The following is an 18814-nucleotide window of genomic DNA, read 5'->3' on the forward strand; positions in this document are numbered from 1 at the left end:
TAGTGTGCTATAAACCGATGTCATTGATAATAATTTTCAATTATAGTATCTTTGAAATAATGTATTTTTAATAGGAATATAAAGCATAAGTTAAGGTGTATATTAATATCTTAGTTTCATATGCGATACGGCAAATGAGTTTGCTCTTGTATTCTTTTTCTAGTCACGACGTGGGACGATAAGATAGGTTATTTAAATATAATTTTCTGAGTCATTCCAATTTTAGTTTTATGTGAAGAGGGAGTTACTGATGAAAAAAGGCAAAATAGATGTTAAAGATTTAATAAATATAGGAATATTTACGGCGATATATTTTATATTTATAGCCCCGCCAGGTATTTTAGGCATTATACCAATATTTATGCTATTACTGCCTGCTATGATAGGTTTGGTTGGTGGTATACCAATTATGTTACTTATTACGAAAACACAAAAATTTGGAGCACTATCGCTTTGTGGTATTGTGGTAAGTTTGATATTAGCAATTATGGGTCATCCTTGGATGGCATTGCTTTTAAGTGTACCTATTATTATATTAGCAGACGTTATTATGGCAATAGGTGATTATAAAAGCTGGAAATTAAATGTTATAGGTTATATTATTTTCTCATTTTGGCCAATAGGCAATTTATTACCATTTTATTTTATGAGACAGTCATATCTAGCCTTTATACAAGAGAAATACGGTTCAGATTATGAAGCTACGGTAGCTGCATTATTTTCAATAGAGATGATTCCTATCATAATCGTTACGACTATCATTGGAGCGCTGATAGGTACTTACATCGCTAAAGGCATATTGAAGAAGCATTTTAAGCGTGCAGGTATGATTTAGTATGAATAACAAAATAATAAATCAAAGCCATATATTTAATTTAGACCCTAGAGTAAAGCTTGGAATCATGGTTATTATTTCACTTATTTCATTAACTGGTGGTGTAACGGGAAATGAAATTTTCTTACGTTTACTTGTAATGTTAATACCCTCTGTTTTGATTTTACTCATTGGTAAATATTTGATTGGATGTCTATGCATTATTGTTACAATTAGTGCATGGTATGGAGAAGCGTTTGTTACATTTGATCATAGTCAATTAGCTACTTTATTCATCTTTGTCTCTTCAGGCGTGATTACACGTTTTTTACCATCACTTGTAATGGGATATTATATTTTTAAGACAACTCAAGTTGAAGTTCTTATTGCAGGTCTAGAACATCTGAAAACACCGAGAAAGATTACGATTCCTATCGCTGTAATGTTTAGATTTTTACCAACTATCAAGTCAGAATCAGCATCGATTAAAGATGTAATGAAAATGAGGGGTATTTCATTGCGTTTTGCGTTTAAAAAGCCACTGCAGTATTTCGAATACCGCGTTGTGCCGTTGTTAAATAGCGTCGTGAAAATTGGTAATGAATTGACTATTGCATCAATCACACGTGGTTTGAATTTAACACATAAAAGGACATCTATCGTATTGCTAAAAATGCGTTGGCTAGATTGGTTATTTATTAGCATAGTACTGATTTTATGGGTAACTTATTATATAGTGTGAGGTTGAAATATGATTCGAATTGAGGATATGTCGTTTAATTATGAAAATGGAGAAAAAGTGTTAAATAATATTAACCTTACTATTAATAGTGGTGAGGTTATTTGTTTAACGGGTGCGTCAGGTTGTGGGAAAACTACAGTGACACGCATTTTAAATGGTACTGTACCTCATCTATATCATGGCAATGTTGAGGGGACTGTTCAAGTCAATGGAAAGGATATACGTCAGGAATCTATTTATGAGATTTCGGAGTTGAGTGGTTCAGTTTTTCAAAATCCTCATTCACAATTTTTTTGTTTGAATACAACAAGTGAATTAGCATTTGAGCCGGAAAACTATGGCGTTAATCCACAACGTATCAACACTAATATTAATCATAGTGTTGAAGTATTGAATATGAATCATTTATTAGATAGAGATATATTTAACTTGTCCGGCGGAGAGAAACAACTTATCGCATGTACTGCAATACAAGTAAGTGGACATGAAATTATCATTTTAGATGAGCCTTCGTCTAATTTAGACTTTACTACAATTACTAAATTGCGACAGTTGTTAGAACAGTGGAAGAGTGAAGGTAAAACGATTATAATTGCTGAACATCGTTTGCACTATTTGGTAGATGTTGTCGATCGTTTTGTAGTGATGAAGCATGGTGAAATCGACAAGATGTACGACAATCGCTCATTTAATGCATTAACACATGGCAATTTAACGTTTCTAGGATTAAGGTCAATACATTTAGATGAGATGAAACCTAAAGCTTTAAATTACAACAATAGTGAAGAAAAATTAACATTGCATAATTTTGTTTTTAACTATAAATCCAAGCAACCATATGCACTTAATATTCCTAAAGTCGAATTAACTAAAGGTAAAGTAACAGCTATTATAGGTCGTAACGGTTCTGGAAAATCGACATTTGCTCGTTGTCTAACAGGTGTAGAACGTAAATTTAAAGGTTACGTTGATATGAATAGCGTAATATTAAAACGTAATCAAAGATTAGACCGTGTATATATGGTTTTTCAAGATGTGAATAATCAATTATTTGCTGAAAGTGTTGCTGAGGAGCTACGTTTAAGTAATAACAAATTAGATGATGCATCGATTCAATCGCGATTACAACAGTATGGAATATCAGAACATGTTGATAGGCATCCTTTGTCACTTTCAGGTGGAGAAAAACAACGCTTAGCTATTGCGAGTGCTGTAGAAACTAAACGAGAGGTTCTCATTTTTGATGAACCCTCTAGTGGGTTAGATGGACAACGTATGCGTGAGATAAGTGGAACCCTTAATTGTTTAGCCAATCAAGGACACACAATATTAGTCATTACACATGATTATGAATTATTGATGTCATGTGCAGATGAAGTATTACATCTTGAAAATGGATGTGTTAAAGCCCAATATCAAATAGATAATGAACATTTAAACGAGTTACAGAACTTTTTTGAAATTTAAATATTGCAGTAATTGTTGAAATTAAGAAAAGGCCAAAAGCAAATGTAAGTTTGTTTTGGCCATTTTTTGTTATTAACTCATGGCAATCATAATATATTGGAGAGACGATTGAGATAGTTTGTAAATCAAAGGTTCTTTAAAGTAATGTAAACTCAATTTCGATAATGGATAATTAGCGCTATTGATTTGTTCTATATAGTTTAACCCGAAAATTTTTTGATCTATATTTGAAGGTAACAAATTTGTAATCATTCCATGATCTTTATTTAAAAGCCTTGAAAACACTGGAAATGATTTGATGAAATGGTGGTTTATTCTAACTATAAAAGATGCTTTTTCTACGTTACTAAATAATAAAATATGATAATGGCAATTTGTTTTACATATAATTGCGTTTGGGAGTAAAGCAACCTGTTGTTTGAAAAAAGCTTTGAGAAAGCTATATATATGAACAATAGGCATCGGGCAATGATATTTATTAAATAGCATGATTCTATCATTATTGTCTGTATAGTATGGGTAACCAAAACCACAGATACTTTGATTTAATTCAACTAAAAAACGCGTTAATAAAATATGTGTCTGCTGGCTAGATGTGTTGTAGTAATCTTGTAAAGAATTATGAGTCAAATGAGTTATAATTAGTTTCTTTGCATACTCATCACCTAATTGGCTAATAAATATTAAAAGTACTTGTTTTAAGTTATGGTCTTTTTGTGACTGAGCTACCTTATGAGCCATTAACCTATAAAAACTATTCAAATCTAAATCAATGTAGTAAAAATCTGCTTTAATTGAAGTAATATTATGTAACATTTGTGATAAAGTATTTTTACTTTTAATGATAGAATCTATCGTCGTACCAATTTTAATAAGCGGATACTTGAGACGGACTTTTTCAATAAAATTTAAAAGTTCATTATAAGTATAATAAGAAAAATCGAATTGTAATGTTATTTGATTTAAATCGTTTACTAGTTCAGCTAGTAATTTAGCAACCGAAAACTTCTGAGTTTGACGTAAAGATAGGTGAGTTATTTTAATAGTCAACTGATGACCCTTTAGCATTAACTGTTTTATTGTATTTATGATTTGTTGAGCACTCAATGTATTTAATCGCCTCAAATGTGTATCTAATATACAAAAGTTTACTTTTGGAAAAATCGTCGTAGTATCATTGTGCATCGTATGTGATTCATAAAAATGATTCAAGGCATATATGTCATCTAATTGAATAAGAATAGTCATGGGTTTAAAGAAATTATTAAATGACAGTTTTGAAAGATTTAATGAATAATCAGAGTTATTTGTGTCCTTAGTTGGTGGTTGAACTTTATCCAAATAACTTTTTGAAGGTACGTCATTTGAGATTATTTTATATGGTGATTTATAATACCCTTTTTTAAATAAGTAAATATACTTTTTAGGGGGCATTTGGATGTAATATTTAAAATGTTTAGAATAAGTTGTTACATTTAAAAATTGATATTTAATAGCGACTTCGTAGATACTTTTATTATTTTGAATAAGATCATATAGGGATAAAGCAATTCTTAACGAAGTCGTATAATATTTAAAATTTATGTTGATATTATTAGCAAATAGTATAGATATATACGATTGTGAGATATAAAATGTTTGAGATAAATGTTTTGTATTCAAAGTGTTACAAATATTATCATGAATATATTTAGTAATACGTGCTACTAAAGGATGTTTAGTATTTAAACAAGGTATATAGATGCTACTTAACACTACCCGAGCTTCTCTTAATAAGAATTCAATAATGCTAGATATATAAACATTCATACTGAACTCATCTTGGATAGGTCGGTGTATAATTTCCAGAACTAGGTTTCTAAATTGTTCTACAAAGTGAATACAGTTAAAATCGAAATATGATTTTGAAATATTAATATCTTTTTCAATAAATAATGGTAAAGGAATTTTTAATTCTAACAGTTCTTGAACATCTAACATTTGATATAAATCCGCATTATTAACAATTATGCCATCAGTAACTGTAATAATTAATCCATTTAAATTGATTTTGCAGGGTTTATTTAAAGGGAGCAGTATAACAATTTCATTGATGCACCTTGTTAATTCAGATGTATACTGATTTCTAATAGATAGTGTACTAATCAAAAATATCACCTTTATCTAGATATGAGTCTTTTACCTTATAGTAGTAAGCCTATTGTACAACTCTATACTTTAAAAAAGGTAGCCAACTAGCAACATTAACAAAATGAATGTCTGAATTAATATAATGACATTGTGAAAAGAATCTAAGGGAACATTTATTAATAAAATTTTAGCGAGGTAGTAAAAATATAAATAATTTTTATGCAGTATGTTATGTAATAGAGCTTGAAAGTTTATAAAAGTGACTAAATAACATTTTTATATGAAAGTAACAAGGTTATAACGGATAGAGCATTGTTGAGATTTGCATGAAATGATTTGAGTTTCATAGTTAAACTTGAGGAGAAAGGTTAAAAAGAAGCGAGTAAAATAATAACTGTGCCAAAGTTTATAAGAGGTCAAAACATGAATAAGATCTAAAGTTACTGCCTGAAAGTAACTTTAGATCTTATTTTTTCAAGTAGGCAATAATCTACTTGAATAGAATGTTGTGATATATCATATATTAAATTGGGTGCATAAAGTCTAATTCTGGGAATGGAATATAACTATGATGATAAACGGCACGTTACTAGCTATGATATAAATTTAACATTCTATATTAATATTATATAACTAAAAACGAAACCTTACAATATAAAATTAAATAGTACATAAATATATTAGGGTGTAATTGGATCAGCTTAGCAATTATTATTTATTAACGTATTAGTCAAAGTAAGCTATCTGTTTTGTTTATAAAGATCTAAAGCTTTATAAACAAATATTAATATAGAGATAAATAAAAATAAGGTAAACAAACCGTTAAATATCTCGTTATTAAACAGGCTGACAACTGTGGCACTACTCAGTGCATTTAAAAATAGTGAACCGGTTGTTTCGATTTCAAATAAATCAAAGGAAAATAAAACTAACGTGATTAGTAACATGTAACCTAGGGCAATAAGAAATAGGTTTAACAAATCAATTAAAAATAACTTTCTCATCACAACCAGCCTCCTCCCTTACTTTTCTATATCCCATTTATAAGGAATTAATCTTAAGTTATTGTAATTTTACAGTTTATTTATAAATAGTCTAAGGATTAGTTATTTTCCTGTTTTGAGTTTAGTAGATGCAAAATGTTATAAAATAAATGTAAAAAGTAAAATTAGTTATTAAATATTAATTGAAATTAAGTTAAAACTGTTTCAATGTAGTCTAAACGTGCTAAAGAGTAAGTAAGTCTGATTTTTATCAAGAAAGGGAGGTTATATATGTATAAAGCTATTATTTTTGATGTTTACGGTACAATATTTGATATGGAATCGCTAAAAAACGATATGGGTCAATTCAATGAAGTGGAAGCAAAATCCATTTCGCAACTTTGGCGTAAAACTCAGTTAGAGCATATGTTTTTAAGACAAGTGATGCAAAGATATGTTCCTTTTGATGAATTGACTAAAGAATCACTGCGCTATGTATTAGATGTTCATGAAATTCAATACAATAGAGAAGATGTAAATCAACTCTTTGACGCTTTTTTAGATTTAGACTATTTTAAAGAAATTCCAAAAGTGCTTTCGGAGTTGAATTCGAAAAACTTAGAAGTTGGTGTATTATCAAACGCTAATGACAATATGTTAATGCCTTTAGTCGATAATTCTGAAATTAACAAGTATATAGATACTGTTATTAGCGTTAATGAAATAAAGCAATATAAGCCTAGCCCTGCTAGCTATTCCTTAATACTGAAATATTATCAAATGACACGTGAAGATATTTTATTTGTTTCTTCAAATGCATGGGATGTTTCAGGAGCAGCTAATTTTGGATTTGACACAGTATGGGTAAATCGTAGTAAATCACATTTTGACTACAATGGGCAATCGCCAACTATGACAGTTAATAATTTAAATGAAATGGTTAAATGGTTAGAAATGAATAAAAGATAAGACATAAGTTGTTATATAAGTACTTAAAAATACAACTGCCTTTTATAAAATTAGGGGCGGGAAGACGTAATCAAAATTATGATTCGTGTTCCCGCCCCCAACAAGGCTAAGTAGTTTCAATTTAATAGATATGGACTCAGATATTATTTAGTTTGATTCAGATAATCTGTTAATAGTCGAATGTATAAATCGATGAACGTAAGGTATACATCTTTATAGACGTACTCGTCCACTTGGTGTGCCTGTCCTGTTTCACCTGGGCCATACATGACAAATGAAAAGTCTTCACTTTTATCTTTCATTAAATAAGAAGCATCTGTAGTTGCAGTAGAAGAAGTAACTTCTAAATTTCTGTTGAAATATTCATCCCCTAAAGATTTAGCTAATTTTAAAAATGAATTATCGCCTGTAGTGTAAACAGGGTCACGATTAACATAAGGATTTATAGTGATATCCCCGTTACTTTCTGTTTCGATTTTTTCTTTGATACGATTGAATAGTTCTTCGAATTTTTTATTATCAAATTGTGGAATTGTACGCATATTAAATAGTGATTCAGCATATTCAGGAATAGAGTTAACTTGGTCTCCACCGTTTATAATAGTTGAATTCATAGTAGGAGTACCTAGCAACTCACTGCTTACGTCCACTTTGTTATACTCTGTATTTAAAGCATGAATGAAATCAACTAAAGGATTAATGGCATTAAAACCTAACTCTGGCATGGAACTATGTGCTGATTTTCCTTTAGAAGTGACTTGAATGTCCATCGTACCTTTGTGTGTATAGACAATGCCATCTTGTGATGGTTCTGCAATTAACAATGCATCTATATCATCCATATAGCCTTTTTCATATAGCAAGGCGGCACCATTACTTGTAACCTCTTCGCCAGCTGTAGCCATAAAGCGAATTGATCCCTGCTTCAATAGACCTGCTTCTTTAATTTCTATTAAACTAATTGCTAACGCTACAAGTCCGGATTTCATATCTGCTGAACCACGACCGTGTAATCTCCCTTGATCATCTTCAGTTAATTTGAAAGGATCATAATTCCATTTATCACTATCACCTGTTGTTACGACATCCATATGTCCCGAAACGCCGACTACAGGTTTACCGTTTCCGATTTCTGCAATGAGGTTAGCACGAGAAGATTCACCATCCAACGTTAGAATTTCTGTATGAATATCATATTTTTTAAAAAGCTGTTGCAAATAATGAGCAACATCGAGTTCTTTTTCATTTACAGACTGAATTTCAATAATATCTGATAATATTTTTACACGTTCATCTTTTGAAAATACCGCCATATAAACACTTCCTTCAAAATTAATCAATACATTATAATTAATACCACTAAGTCTAAGTAACAAAACAAATTAGCGATTTGAGCCCAAGAGAACGAAAGTTTTTATAAAGAAATTAAATGTCCATCCTGTTCCCAATTTTAGTTAAAGTTTATAGGGGTATTGATTTTTGAAAAAATATTTTAGTTATATATTATTTATTAAAAGTATTTAAATCTAATTGGTAAAATGCAAGATCTAGCCATTTATCGAATTTATAACCTACTTGTTGAATCGTACCAGAATGAGTGAAATTGAATTTTTTGTGTAAATAAATACTGTAATCATTTGTAGCATCTATACCAGCAACTAACGTTTTATAGCCGCTTTTTTGTGCATGATGGATGAGTTCCAGTAATAATTTCGAAGCGATACCTTTCCCTCTGTGATACTTACTTACGTAAATTGAGTGTTCAATAGAATATTGGTAAGCTGGCCAGTCCCTAAATGAACCATAAGATGCAAAGGCAATAGCTTCATCATGTTCCACATAAACAAAAATAGGCTCGTTACTCTTTGATTTATTTTCAAACCAAGCCTCTCGTGATTCAAGCGTTTGTGGGTTATAGGTATACACAGCGGTAGTATTTAAAATGGCATCATTGTAAATGTCTAAAATATTTGGTAAATCTGATTTAACTGCTTGTCTTATCATAAAAATTCCCCACAATCTTTTATATTATGTCTTAGGTTTATTTAACACTTATTTTCTAAAAGGTGCAATTTTTTGTCATGAAAATTAACGTGAAGATACAAAAATATATTTTTAATCCCTTAATATTAATGAAAATAATTAATGAATTGTGCTATAGTTGATATAACTTTTTAAATTTGAAATTGTTCAAAAGGAGAAACAAAGAAAATGAAGAAATGGACTAATCGCCTGATTACTGTGGCGGGGGTGTTACTTATTTTGACGGCAGTTTACCTTTTCACTAAACCATATATCGATGATTATTTAACTAAAAAAGATAATGAAACAAAGATAGAAACTTATGATAAAGATGCTGTAAACAATAAAAATCAAGAAGTTGAAATTCCTAAAGATAAAACAAAAATGGCCGGTTATTTATCAGTACCAGACGCAGATATTAAAACGCCAGTCTATCCAGGACCGGCTACACCGGAACAACTTAATAGAGGCGTCAGTTTCGCTGAGGCGGATGAATCATTAGAAGAGCAAAACATCGCGATTGCTGGACATACCTATACAGGAGGTTCAGATTATCAATTTTCAAACTTACCAGATGCAAAAGTAGGAAGTAAAGTGTATTTAAAAACAGGAAATAAGAAAAAAGAGTATAAAATTGTTAAAATTTTTGACGTGAAACCAGAAGACATAGAAGTACTTGAAGAACAACAATCCACAAAACAACAACTTACATTAATAACATGTGACAATTATAATGAACAAACGAATCAATGGGAAGATCGTAAAATATTTATTGCTAAAGCAGTATAATAATGGAATTGAAACAATGGTTTTATAATTAATAACTTTTTATAAAATTAAAGTGGCTGAGGAATGTCTCAGCCACTTTAATTTTATGTGTTTAAAGCATCAATAAAGCGTTTGGTAATTTCCTTAGGACGTGTAATGGCACCGCCAACAACAGTGCAATGTACGCCTAAATCTGTTACAGTTTTAAGCATTTCAGGAGTGACAACATTGCCTTCAGCTATAACTTTAGCATCGACATGTGCTAAAACATCTTTTAAAAATTGGAAGTTGTTTTCATATAAGATATGCCCTTTAGTATATGACGTATAACCATATAATGTAGTGCCAATATAATCAAAACCAAGTTTATCAGCATTAATTGCTTCATCTAGTGTTGAAATGTCTGCCATAAGTTTAATATGAGGGGCATTTTCTCTAACATAGGATACAAGTGATTGTAATGATTCTTTTGGACGTATTTGTTTTGTAGCATCTAATGCAATGACTTCACATTGACTTTCAATTAATTCATCAATTTCTTTGCTTGTTGCAGTAATGAATACATCAGAATGATCATAATCTCGTTTGACGATACCAATCACTGGTAGATCAATCTCTTGCTTAATTGCAATAATATCTTCTTTAGAATTAGCTCTGATACCGACGGCACCGCCCTCATAAGCTGCTAACGCCATTTTTGACATGATAAATGACGAGTGTAGTGGTTCGTCAGGTAATGCTTGGCATGACACGATTAATCCTTGTGGTAACATAATATACACTCCATAACTTTGATAAATTTAATAAATCATTAAACTCCTTTAGATTTGTAATTTTAATATAACATTGAGAAAATAATAATCAATACATTTAATTGTTATGAAAAATATTTTCATATATACTGAGATTATATTCATATTTGAAGGGGAGAATCCTAATGAAATTTGAAAATCGTGTGCAACGTTATCGACACTTATTTACGAAAACAGACAAGCAAATCGTTGAATACATTCAAAGTAATCAATTTGATGATGCTTTTTCGACGATTAATTCATTGGCGCATGCTATAGGCACGTCACCAGCCACTATTACGCGCTTTAGTAATAAATTAGATTATGATAACTTTCAAGACTTAAAGTTTAATTTGCAACAAGAAATGACAGACAATGTTATAGAAAATAGCCCACTTATACAACGTATTCATAAATACCATCAAGATATTATTCAACAGACAGGCGAGTTTATTTCTGATGAAAAAATTCAAAGGTTAGTAAATCAAATTATGCGTAGCCGACAAATTATTTATGCTGGACTAGGAAGTTCAGGACTGTCTGCAACTGAATTTTATTATCGTATGATGCGCATGGGATTAAAAGGGAATGTATCAACAGATGCACACCAAATGAAAATTTTTGCATCATTATTAACGGCTTCTGATACATTTGTAGCTATTTCAAATAGTGGGGAAACTACTGAACTTATTGCAGCAGCAGAAGTCGCTCATGAACGCGGGGCATTTGTTGTGGCAATTACAAATTACGAGGGCAGTGCGTTAACACAATGTGCAGATTTAGTATTAATAACGACAGACCAGTCTAGAATTAATGATACAAGGTTTATTAATACGCAAATAGCAACGCTTTTCTTAATTGATATTGTAAGTTATTTGTTATTGGATGATGATTATATGCAAAACGTCTACCAGCATACCAAAAAAATCATATTAAACGAATAGCTTTCAACCATGTAAAATTTTAATAAGTGTATCGTAAAGTAATGAATGGACTATATATAGCTTGAAATGACTTTTGCGTTAAAGAGTTTTCATTAAAATTATGGAAGCAAAATGATAATTTTAATTCGAAATGATATTTAGACTTATTTCGCTTCCACAATTAAATTTAGAACGATTATTATAAAAATCTAGATATTGCACCATATAACGAGGCGTAATTTTGGGTTTGAGTTGTTTGCACAGGTGCGTGACCATAATTTGAAGGTAAAAATTCTTCAATTTTAGGGGTGATATAATTTAATAATTGTGTGCCTTGAGAAGATATACCGCCACCAATCAAAATTAACCCTGGATCGTAAATAATTTGAATTTGTGCAATGCCTTCTGCGACATGTGTACTCCACCGGTCGAGAATGGAGATTGCTAATGCATCTTGTTGCTCAGCTAATTCAAAAAGTTTGGGTACATTATCTGAATAAGGTAATGCATGTGTTTTCATTAGAAACTTCAATGCATTAGTTGAAGCGCGTTGCTCAAACGTTAATCTATCTTGTACTTTATATAATAAGTAACCGATTTCGTTGGCTCTATTACGCTCCCCATTGTACAAGTGACCAACTTTATTGTAAAAAGCTCCTCCTATACCTGTCCCCAATGTAAGGCAAAAAATATTATCTGCTTCATAATCATGTAAAGTCAGCTCTCCTAGTAGTGCAGCATTAACATCATTAAATACTTTTACTTCTGCGTTTAATGGTGAAAGTAATTTATGAAAGTTTGTACCAATAAAGTTTGGAATCGTAGGACCAGCATATACTACAGTTCCTTTTTCTTCATTGATGACACCCGCACTAGAAATCCCCACTTGCAAAGGATGTATCATATAAGTTTCTTTAAAATGAGACACAAGTTCAAAGATTGCATCAGCAATAAATTCATTGATGTTATTTGGTGTAGGTATTCTTTGATAATTTATGAACTTTAAATTTTCATCTAGTACAGCGGCTTTAATATCAGTACCTCCAATATCAATTGCTATTTTATAATTAGTCATAATTCATACCTCCATTCATAGTATTTACATTAATATGTATCATTTTTTAATTTAAAAGTGTAGTTATAATAACTATGAAAAATATTTTCATTGATATTTGTTATAAGTGATGATTTTTTTCAAAACACTATTGATACTGTTAATGGTAGCGGTTACAATTTGAACTGTAAATAGAAAAGCTTTATATCTTTAACTTAATGTAATAGGGGTTTTAGAGTTAATAAAAATATATAAACAAAAGATGGAGGGAAATTTATGGAAGAGAATTTTAAAGGATTATATGCGGCATTATTAGTTCCGTTCGATGAACATGGTGAAGTGAAAGAAGAGGGGCTAAAACAAATTGCTAAAAATGCGATTGAAACTGAAGGCTTAGACGGTTTATATGTAAATGGCAGTTCAGGGGAAAACTTTTTACTAAGTAAAGAACAAAAGAAGCAAGTATTTAAAGTTGCGAAAGAAGCCGTTAATGATGACGTAACATTGATTGCGCAGGTAGGATCTTTAGATTTAAATGAAGCTATAGAATTAGGGAAATACGCTACAGAATTGGGTTATGATGCTATTTCTGCAGTTACACCGTTTTATTATCCATTTACCTTCGAAGAAATCAAAGACTATTATTTTGAGCTAATTGAAGCGACACAAAATAACTTGATTATTTATGCGATTCCTGACCTTACAGGTGTCAATATTTCTATTGAACAATTTGCTGAACTATTTAATCATGAAAAAGTAATAGGTGTTAAGTATACTGCTCCAAACTTCTTTTTATTAGAACGTATACGTAAAGCTTTTCCTGATAAATTAATACTTTCTGGATTTGATGAAATGCTTGTACAGGCTGCGATTTCAGGTGTAGATGGAGCTATTGGTTCTACATATAACGTAAATGGTAAACGTGCAAGACAAATATTTGAAAAAGCACAAAACGGTCAGATTGACGAAGCTTATCAAATTCAACATGATACTAATGACATTATAGAAACGGTATTATCTATGGGGATATATTCTACATTAAAAGAAATTTTAGCGACACGTGATATAGATGGTGGTTTACCGAAACGACCATTTAAGCCATTTAATGAGACGAATAGAAGTAAATTAGCAAAGTTAATCAAAGACTATAACTTATAAGACATCACGTTAGGGGTTGAAGTAAATGCAGCAAGTAGGGTTTGGTGCTTGGAACTGGGTAGCAGTTATTGCTTACCTTGTCGTTATGTTATTAATCGGGGCTTATTTTACGAAACGCGCGAGTCAAAATACAGATAGTTTTTTTACTGCAAGTGGTAGATTACCGTCTTGGGCAGTAGGCTTTTCTATTTATGCTACAACATTAAGTGCGATTACTTTTATGTCGACACCTGAAAAGGCGTTTTTGACGGACTGGTCATATATAGCAGGTAATATAGCAATTGTCGCTATTATTCCATTGCTTATTTATTTCTATGTACCGTTCTTCAAAAAGTTAAAAGTGACATCGGCATATGAATATTTAGAAGCGAGATTTGGACCTAGCGTCCGTGTTATTGGGTCATTACTTTTTGTATTCTTTCATTTAGGAAGAGTTGCTATCGTTATTTATTTACCGACACTTGCAATTACAGCAGTATCAGATATGAATCCATATGTCGTTGCAAGTTTAGTAGGTATTTTATGTATACTATATACATTCTTAGGTGGTTTTGAAGGCGTTGTATGGAGTGATTTTATTCAGGGGGTCATTCTATTAGGTGGCGCAGCAGCTATAATTATCTTAGGTGTCATGCATATTCAAGGTGGTATGGGAACAGTTGTATCTGATGCGCTTGAACATAAAAAGATTATTAGCGTAGATAATTGGAAATTTAACACTGCAGCGGCCGCTATTCCAATTATTTTTCTTGGAAATATTTTCAATAATTTACATCAGTACACAGCGAGTCAGGATGTTGTACAACGTTATCAGGCATCTGAGTCTATGAAAGAAACGAAAAAATCACTATGGATGAATGGAGCATTAGCATTAATATCAGCACCTTTATTTTATGGTATGGGAACAATGTTATATTCTTTCTATAATCATGAAAGTTCATTACCTGAAGGATTTAATACATCTTCAATCGTCCCGTATTTTATTCTTACTGAAATGCCACCATTTATTGCAGGTCTACTAATTGCAGCGATATTTGCTGCAGCACAGTCTACAATTTCATCAAGTTTAAACTCAATATCAGCTTGTTTATCGGTAGACATCAAACATAGATTCTTTGGAAAAGGTGAAGAAAAGGATGAAGTAAGAACTGCGAGATGGATAATTATTATTTCAGGATTATTTGGATTTGGTATGTCTATTTATTTAATAGCTTCTGATTCAAATGATTTATGGGATCTATTCTTATTAATTACAGGGCTTGTGGGAGTACCATTAGCAGGAGTTTTTGCTGTAGGTATCTTTACAAGAAGAACAAATACATTTGGTGTTATAGTAGGATTAATATTGGGAATTATTTTTGCTTATATCTTTAATGGTATGGGCGGCGGCAACTCACCATTCTTTGTATCTATTATTTCATTTGGTGTTGCATTTATTTGTTCTTACGTTATTAGTATTATTATACCTGGTGAACAAAAAGACATTAAAGGTTTAACAATTTATGATATTAAAGAAAGTACTAATTATATTGCGAAGGTTCATGATAAAAAAGAAAAGTAATTTAATGTCACGGTGGACGAATTATTCTCTTAGGCATATCAGTTTCTTTTTGAACTAGGGAAGTTTAATATAAAGCTATTAAATTAGTAATGAAACGAGGAATGAACATATGTCTACATTAGTTGTAGTTGCGCATCCAGATATTAATAATTCAACTGTTAATAAAGCATGGAGAGATGAATTATCTCAACATGAGGAATTAGTAACCGTTCATGAGATTTATCCAGAATACCCACACGGTCAAATTGATATTGAAAAGGAACAAAAATTGTTCGAAGCACATGATCATATTATTTTTCAATATCCATTATATTGGTATAGCTGTCCACCATTATTAAAACAATATTTAGATGAAGTATTTACCTATGGCTGGGCGTATGGCTCACAAGGAAATGCGTTAGAAGGAAAGCAAATTGGATTAGCAATTTCAATCGGGGCCGTACCAGAAGCTTATACACCTGAAGGTAACGTCCAGTTTACAATAGAGGAATTAATTAGTCCTATGATTGCGACAACGCGTTTCGTAAAAGCAAACTATGTAGGTGCACATAAATTATATAGCGCATTTACGATTACACCGAGTCAATTAGCAGAAAATACACAATCATACTTAGAATTTATTAAACAAATATAAAATGAGTGAGCCTGTGGCATAAGAGATGTCGCAGGCTCAAATTTTAGTTTAACAATAGTTGAATGTATAACTGTTCAAAGCATGATGCGTAAAGAGAAATACAACAAAATATGAGTTGAATAATTTACTCTCAATTATGTTAGTAATCGAGATAAAGTGCATAGGTTTACTTTGAAACAATGAGCATTGTCGATATAATGAAAGGGCGTACATATAAATTGGAAGATTTGAGGGGTCAATATGATAAAAGCAATCGCAGTTGATATGGATGGTACATTTTTAAATTCAAACAAAACGTATGACGAGCATAGATTTGATAAGATATTTAAGCAACTTAAAGCTCAAAATATTAAATTTATAGCAGCAAGTGGTAATCAATATGCAAAATTAAAATCGATATTTGGTGAACGTGACATGTTCTTTGTAGCTGAAAATGGTGCTGTTATTTATGAAGGGGATATATTATACGACTATCAAGCGTTTGATAGAGAGTTTTACCAAGAAATTATTGACTATTTAAATGTTGAACGTGAAATTGATAATTTAATTGTTTGTGGTCTAAACAGCGCTTATATTTTAAAGGATAACAACGATGCATTTAAAAAAGACGCTCACTTCTACTATCGCGAACTAAAAGAGATAGATAACTTTCAAGATTTACCGGAAGATGAATATGTAAAAATCGCGCTTAATATCAATAGAGAATCTCATCCTACATTAGATGAAGACTTAAGTACAAAATTCAGTGAAAATTTAAAGTTAGTATCTAGCGGCCGTGATAGTATTGATTTAATTATACCAGGAATGACTAAAGGTAGTGCTTTAGAGAGACTTTTAAAACATTGGCAATTAGATGCAGAAGATTTGATGGCTTTTGGTGATGCTAATAATGATTTAGACATGTTGCAATTAGCCAAACATAGCTACGTCATGGCAAATAGTGAAGATGAAACATTATTTGAAATTGCTAATTATGTGGCACCGTCTCATGATGAACAGGGTGTGCTAACAACTATTGAGGAACAAGTACTTCAGCCACTAAATTAATAGTGAATAAAGTTTTTATAACTTGATACGTAATTTATAAACATATCGTTTTAATAAGATATGGAATTTGACTATACTTAAAAGTACTTAAATTGAAAGGTAGGATATAAAAGTTATGGATCAAATGCAACAAATGCTGCTAAATGCTTTTAATTTTAGACATGCAACAAAACGTTTTGATGCTAATAAAAAAATCTCAGATAGTGATTTTAATACCATCTTAGAAACGGGTAGATTGTCTCCAAGTTCACTAGGATTGGAGCCGTGGAAATTTGTAGTAGTTCAAAACCGTGAAATAAGAGATGAACTTAAAGAAATTAGTTGGGGAGCACAAGGCCAATTAGATACGGCAAGTCATTTTGTTTTGATTTTAGCACGTAAAAATGTGACTTCACAATCACCATATGTGCAACATATGATACGAAATATCAAACAATATAGTGAAGAGAGTATTCCTGCTACAGAACAAAAATTTGATAATTTCCAAACTAGTTTTCATATAAATGATACGCCACAGTCGTTACTAGATTGGGCAAGAAAGCAAACTTATATAGCCCTCGGTAATATGATGACGAGCGCGGCATTACTTAATATAGATTCATGTCCAATTGAAGGATTTGATTTAGATGCTGTCACAGCGTACTTATCAGAAAAAGGTATTGTTGATTCTGAAAACTTTGCCCCCTCTGTTATGGTAGCCTTTGGATACAGAGAAACTGATCCTAAAGCTAAAGTACGTCAACCACAAACTGATGTCGTTGAATGGTTAGAATAATTAAAAAGTAAGGAGTAGGACAGTAATTTTGAAATTGAATTACTGTCCTACTCCTTATTTGTTTTGAGGTGAACTATATATCAAATTATAAAGACTGAGTTCTTATCTGTTACCAAAACACTTTAAATTTTATCTGCTACAAAGCTTTCGTTGCTGTGTATAATGATTTCAAAACCCTCTGGCCCCTCAAATTGTTCTCTATGCGTATTTGGTTTATAAATCGACACTTTTGATAAACCAAGGCTGCTATCATTGTCTTGGCGTACGATATTGGATTGCCATGTGTTAATAGCGATGTGATGATGGTAATGGTTTGTAGACATGAAAAGTGCTTGGGAAAAATCAGAGATATGCTCAAGTCCAAGTTTGTTTAAATAGAAATCTTTTGATTTCTCTAAATTGGCTGCTTTCAAATGTAAGTGGCCAATTTTCGCATTGGTGGGCATGCCTTGCCATCCAGCTTTACTACGTTGTGATACTAAGTCATCGACATCTACTGCAAGTGTATCCATCTTGACTTTATTATCTTCCCATAGCCAATTCTCTTTAGGTCGATCAGCATAAATCTCAATGCCATTACCTTCAGGATCATCGAAATACAATGCCTCACTAACAAGGTGGTATCCACCTCCAATTTGTACGCCTAAACTTGCGGCGTGATATAAAAAATTACCTAAATCTTGTCTGTTAGGCAATAACAAGGCGATATGGAATAGTCCTGATTCTCTCATAGAAGGACGTCTACCATCTTTGACTTCTTGTAAAGTTAAGCTATGTCCGTTACTTCCTATATTGAAAGTAACGCCTGTATTAGACTCTAACTTTATGGATAAGCCTAAAATTTGTGTATAGAAAGTTGTCATTTTTGCTAAATCAGCAACATTTAAAGTGATATTAGTGACTTGAATTGATTGATTATCGTGAAAAGACATTATCAAACTCCTTGTTGTTTACTTGTATTTTTAAAGATTACAAG

Annotated in this window: 18 protein-coding genes; 11 read left to right on the forward strand and 7 right to left on the reverse strand. The window is 31.5% G+C overall.

All coding sequences use genetic code 11. The features are described from left to right. The first annotated feature begins 250 nt into the window (after positions 1-250). From ACW5YJ_RS03665 to ACW5YJ_RS03675, 3 genes are read left to right on the forward strand one after another with little or no spacing between them, the layout of a single operon-like run. A complete protein-coding gene (locus tag ACW5YJ_RS03665; protein WP_457338501.1) occupies positions 251-835 on the forward strand; it encodes an MptD family putative ECF transporter S component in 585 nt (194 codons plus the stop codon). Position 836: 1 nt separating this feature from the next. Then, complete coding sequence (locus ACW5YJ_RS03670) at positions 837-1556, forward strand: energy-coupling factor transporter transmembrane component T (protein ID WP_107551441.1); 720 nt, start codon at positions 837-839, stop codon at positions 1554-1556. Positions 1557-1565: 9 nt separating this feature from the next. Continuing rightward, positions 1566-3023 carry an ABC transporter ATP-binding protein gene (locus tag ACW5YJ_RS03675; protein WP_457338502.1) on the forward strand — a complete coding sequence of 486 codons (1458 nt, stop codon included), beginning with the start codon at positions 1566-1568 and terminating at the stop codon, positions 3021-3023. A 72-nt stretch (positions 3024-3095) separates the two neighbouring features. On the opposite strand, the gene ACW5YJ_RS03680 is transcribed toward ACW5YJ_RS03675, so the two are convergent. Together ACW5YJ_RS03680 and ACW5YJ_RS03685 are read right to left on the reverse strand one after the other, a co-directional pair. Next, the gene (locus ACW5YJ_RS03680) at positions 3096-5180 is read right to left on the reverse strand and encodes a helix-turn-helix domain-containing protein (RefSeq protein WP_457338503.1); all 2085 of its coding nucleotides are present in this window, start codon (positions 5178-5180) and stop codon (positions 3096-3098) included. 713 nt (positions 5181-5893) lie between these two features. Next, the gene (locus ACW5YJ_RS03685; RefSeq protein WP_017723083.1) at positions 5894-6157 is read right to left on the reverse strand and encodes a hypothetical protein; all 264 of its coding nucleotides are present in this window, start codon (positions 6155-6157) and stop codon (positions 5894-5896) included. Between the two features lie 270 nt (positions 6158-6427). Here ACW5YJ_RS03685 and ACW5YJ_RS03690 point away from each other — a divergent pair, with 270 nt between their 5' ends. Beyond that, positions 6428-7105, forward strand: coding sequence for a haloacid dehalogenase type II (locus tag ACW5YJ_RS03690; protein ID WP_017723084.1), 678 nt, complete (start codon positions 6428-6430; stop codon positions 7103-7105). Positions 7106-7248: 143 nt separating this feature from the next. Here ACW5YJ_RS03690 and ACW5YJ_RS03695 read toward each other — a convergent pair whose 3' ends face one another. Both ACW5YJ_RS03695 and ACW5YJ_RS03700 read right to left on the reverse strand, forming a co-directional pair. Further along, complete coding sequence (locus ACW5YJ_RS03695; RefSeq protein WP_457338504.1) at positions 7249-8418, reverse strand: ArgE/DapE family deacylase; 1170 nt, start codon at positions 8416-8418, stop codon at positions 7249-7251. A 190-nt stretch (positions 8419-8608) separates the two neighbouring features. Continuing rightward, positions 8609-9109 carry a GNAT family N-acetyltransferase gene (locus ACW5YJ_RS03700; RefSeq protein ID WP_017723086.1) on the reverse strand — a complete coding sequence of 167 codons (501 nt, stop codon included), beginning with the start codon at positions 9107-9109 and terminating at the stop codon, positions 8609-8611. Positions 9110-9316: 207 nt separating this feature from the next. On the opposite strand from ACW5YJ_RS03700, the gene srtA reads away from it, so the two are divergent. Continuing rightward, positions 9317-9916, forward strand: a complete 600-nt coding sequence (gene srtA / locus ACW5YJ_RS03705) for a class A sortase SrtA (RefSeq protein WP_457338505.1) — start codon at positions 9317-9319, stop codon at positions 9914-9916. A gap of 83 nt (positions 9917-9999) precedes the next feature. Here the strand turns inward: srtA and ACW5YJ_RS03710 are convergent, their stop codons facing one another. Further along, complete coding sequence (locus ACW5YJ_RS03710) at positions 10000-10668, reverse strand: N-acetylmannosamine-6-phosphate 2-epimerase (protein WP_017723088.1); 669 nt, start codon at positions 10666-10668, stop codon at positions 10000-10002. Between the two features lie 164 nt (positions 10669-10832). Here ACW5YJ_RS03710 and ACW5YJ_RS03715 point away from each other — a divergent pair, with 164 nt between their 5' ends. Next, entirely contained in the window at positions 10833-11630 is a 798-nt protein-coding gene (locus ACW5YJ_RS03715) for a MurR/RpiR family transcriptional regulator (RefSeq protein ID WP_029378236.1), read from the forward strand. A 178-nt stretch (positions 11631-11808) separates the two neighbouring features. Here ACW5YJ_RS03715 and ACW5YJ_RS03720 read toward each other — a convergent pair whose 3' ends face one another. Beyond that, positions 11809-12684 (reverse strand): ROK family protein, encoded by an 876-nt coding sequence (locus tag ACW5YJ_RS03720; RefSeq protein WP_017723090.1) that lies wholly within the window; start codon positions 12682-12684, stop codon positions 11809-11811. Positions 12685-12939: 255 nt separating this feature from the next. On the opposite strand from ACW5YJ_RS03720, the gene ACW5YJ_RS03725 reads away from it, so the two are divergent. The 5 genes from ACW5YJ_RS03725 to ACW5YJ_RS03745 all read left to right on the forward strand — a co-directional run bounded on the left by ACW5YJ_RS03725 (position 12940) and on the right by ACW5YJ_RS03745 (position 17838). Beyond that, positions 12940-13821: an N-acetylneuraminate lyase gene (locus ACW5YJ_RS03725; RefSeq protein WP_171916008.1), complete on the forward strand. Its 882-nt coding sequence runs from the start codon at positions 12940-12942 to the stop codon at positions 13819-13821. Positions 13822-13846: 25 nt separating this feature from the next. Then, complete coding sequence (locus ACW5YJ_RS03730; protein ID WP_457338506.1) at positions 13847-15382, forward strand: sodium:solute symporter family protein; 1536 nt, start codon at positions 13847-13849, stop codon at positions 15380-15382. A gap of 109 nt (positions 15383-15491) precedes the next feature. After that, on the forward strand, positions 15492-16016 hold the full coding sequence (locus tag ACW5YJ_RS03735; protein WP_017723095.1) for an NAD(P)H-dependent oxidoreductase: 525 nt from the start codon (positions 15492-15494) through the stop codon (positions 16014-16016). Positions 16017-16256: 240 nt separating this feature from the next. Next, positions 16257-17063, forward strand: coding sequence for a Cof-type HAD-IIB family hydrolase (locus ACW5YJ_RS03740; RefSeq protein ID WP_017723096.1), 807 nt, complete (start codon positions 16257-16259; stop codon positions 17061-17063). A gap of 115 nt (positions 17064-17178) precedes the next feature. Beyond that, a complete protein-coding gene (locus ACW5YJ_RS03745; RefSeq protein WP_107551433.1) occupies positions 17179-17838 on the forward strand; it encodes an NAD(P)H-dependent oxidoreductase in 660 nt (219 codons plus the stop codon). Between the two features lie 122 nt (positions 17839-17960). Here the strand turns inward: ACW5YJ_RS03745 and ACW5YJ_RS03750 are convergent, their stop codons facing one another. Continuing rightward, complete coding sequence (locus tag ACW5YJ_RS03750; protein WP_457338507.1) at positions 17961-18770, reverse strand: VOC family protein; 810 nt, start codon at positions 18768-18770, stop codon at positions 17961-17963. Between the last annotated feature and the right edge of the window lie 44 nt (positions 18771-18814).

The sequence above is a fragment of the Staphylococcus sp. mip270_02 genome (assembly GCF_054031535.1).

What these genes read in the sequence shown, in the direction of transcription:
- ACW5YJ_RS03715 (WP_029378236.1), top strand. Translation starts at nt 10,833, where the DNA reads ATGAAATTTGAAAATCGTGTGCAACGTTATCGACACTTATTTACGAAA.
- ACW5YJ_RS03670 (WP_107551441.1), top strand. Translation starts at nt 837, where the DNA reads ATGAATAACAAAATAATAAATCAAAGCCATATATTTAATTTAGACCCT.
- ACW5YJ_RS03695 (WP_457338504.1), bottom strand. Translation starts at nt 8,418, where the DNA reads ATGGCGGTATTTTCAAAAGATGAACGTGTAAAAATATTATCAGATATT.
- ACW5YJ_RS03675 (WP_457338502.1), top strand. Translation starts at nt 1,566, where the DNA reads ATGATTCGAATTGAGGATATGTCGTTTAATTATGAAAATGGAGAAAAA.
- ACW5YJ_RS03720 (WP_017723090.1), bottom strand. Translation starts at nt 12,684, where the DNA reads ATGACTAATTATAAAATAGCAATTGATATTGGAGGTACTGATATTAAA.
- ACW5YJ_RS03685 (WP_017723083.1), bottom strand. Translation starts at nt 6,157, where the DNA reads ATGAGAAAGTTATTTTTAATTGATTTGTTAAACCTATTTCTTATTGCC.
- ACW5YJ_RS03740 (WP_017723096.1), top strand. Translation starts at nt 16,257, where the DNA reads ATGATAAAAGCAATCGCAGTTGATATGGATGGTACATTTTTAAATTCA.
- ACW5YJ_RS03735 (WP_017723095.1), top strand. Translation starts at nt 15,492, where the DNA reads ATGTCTACATTAGTTGTAGTTGCGCATCCAGATATTAATAATTCAACT.
- ACW5YJ_RS03725 (WP_171916008.1), top strand. Translation starts at nt 12,940, where the DNA reads ATGGAAGAGAATTTTAAAGGATTATATGCGGCATTATTAGTTCCGTTC.
- ACW5YJ_RS03690 (WP_017723084.1), top strand. Translation starts at nt 6,428, where the DNA reads ATGTATAAAGCTATTATTTTTGATGTTTACGGTACAATATTTGATATG.
- ACW5YJ_RS03750 (WP_457338507.1), bottom strand. Translation starts at nt 18,770, where the DNA reads ATGTCTTTTCACGATAATCAATCAATTCAAGTCACTAATATCACTTTA.
- ACW5YJ_RS03665 (WP_457338501.1), top strand. Translation starts at nt 251, where the DNA reads ATGAAAAAAGGCAAAATAGATGTTAAAGATTTAATAAATATAGGAATA.
- ACW5YJ_RS03700 (WP_017723086.1), bottom strand. Translation starts at nt 9,109, where the DNA reads ATGATAAGACAAGCAGTTAAATCAGATTTACCAAATATTTTAGACATT.
- ACW5YJ_RS03730 (WP_457338506.1), top strand. Translation starts at nt 13,847, where the DNA reads ATGCAGCAAGTAGGGTTTGGTGCTTGGAACTGGGTAGCAGTTATTGCT.
- ACW5YJ_RS03745 (WP_107551433.1), top strand. Translation starts at nt 17,179, where the DNA reads ATGGATCAAATGCAACAAATGCTGCTAAATGCTTTTAATTTTAGACAT.
- ACW5YJ_RS03710 (WP_017723088.1), bottom strand. Translation starts at nt 10,668, where the DNA reads ATGTTACCACAAGGATTAATCGTGTCATGCCAAGCATTACCTGACGAA.
- srtA (WP_457338505.1), top strand. Translation starts at nt 9,317, where the DNA reads ATGAAGAAATGGACTAATCGCCTGATTACTGTGGCGGGGGTGTTACTT.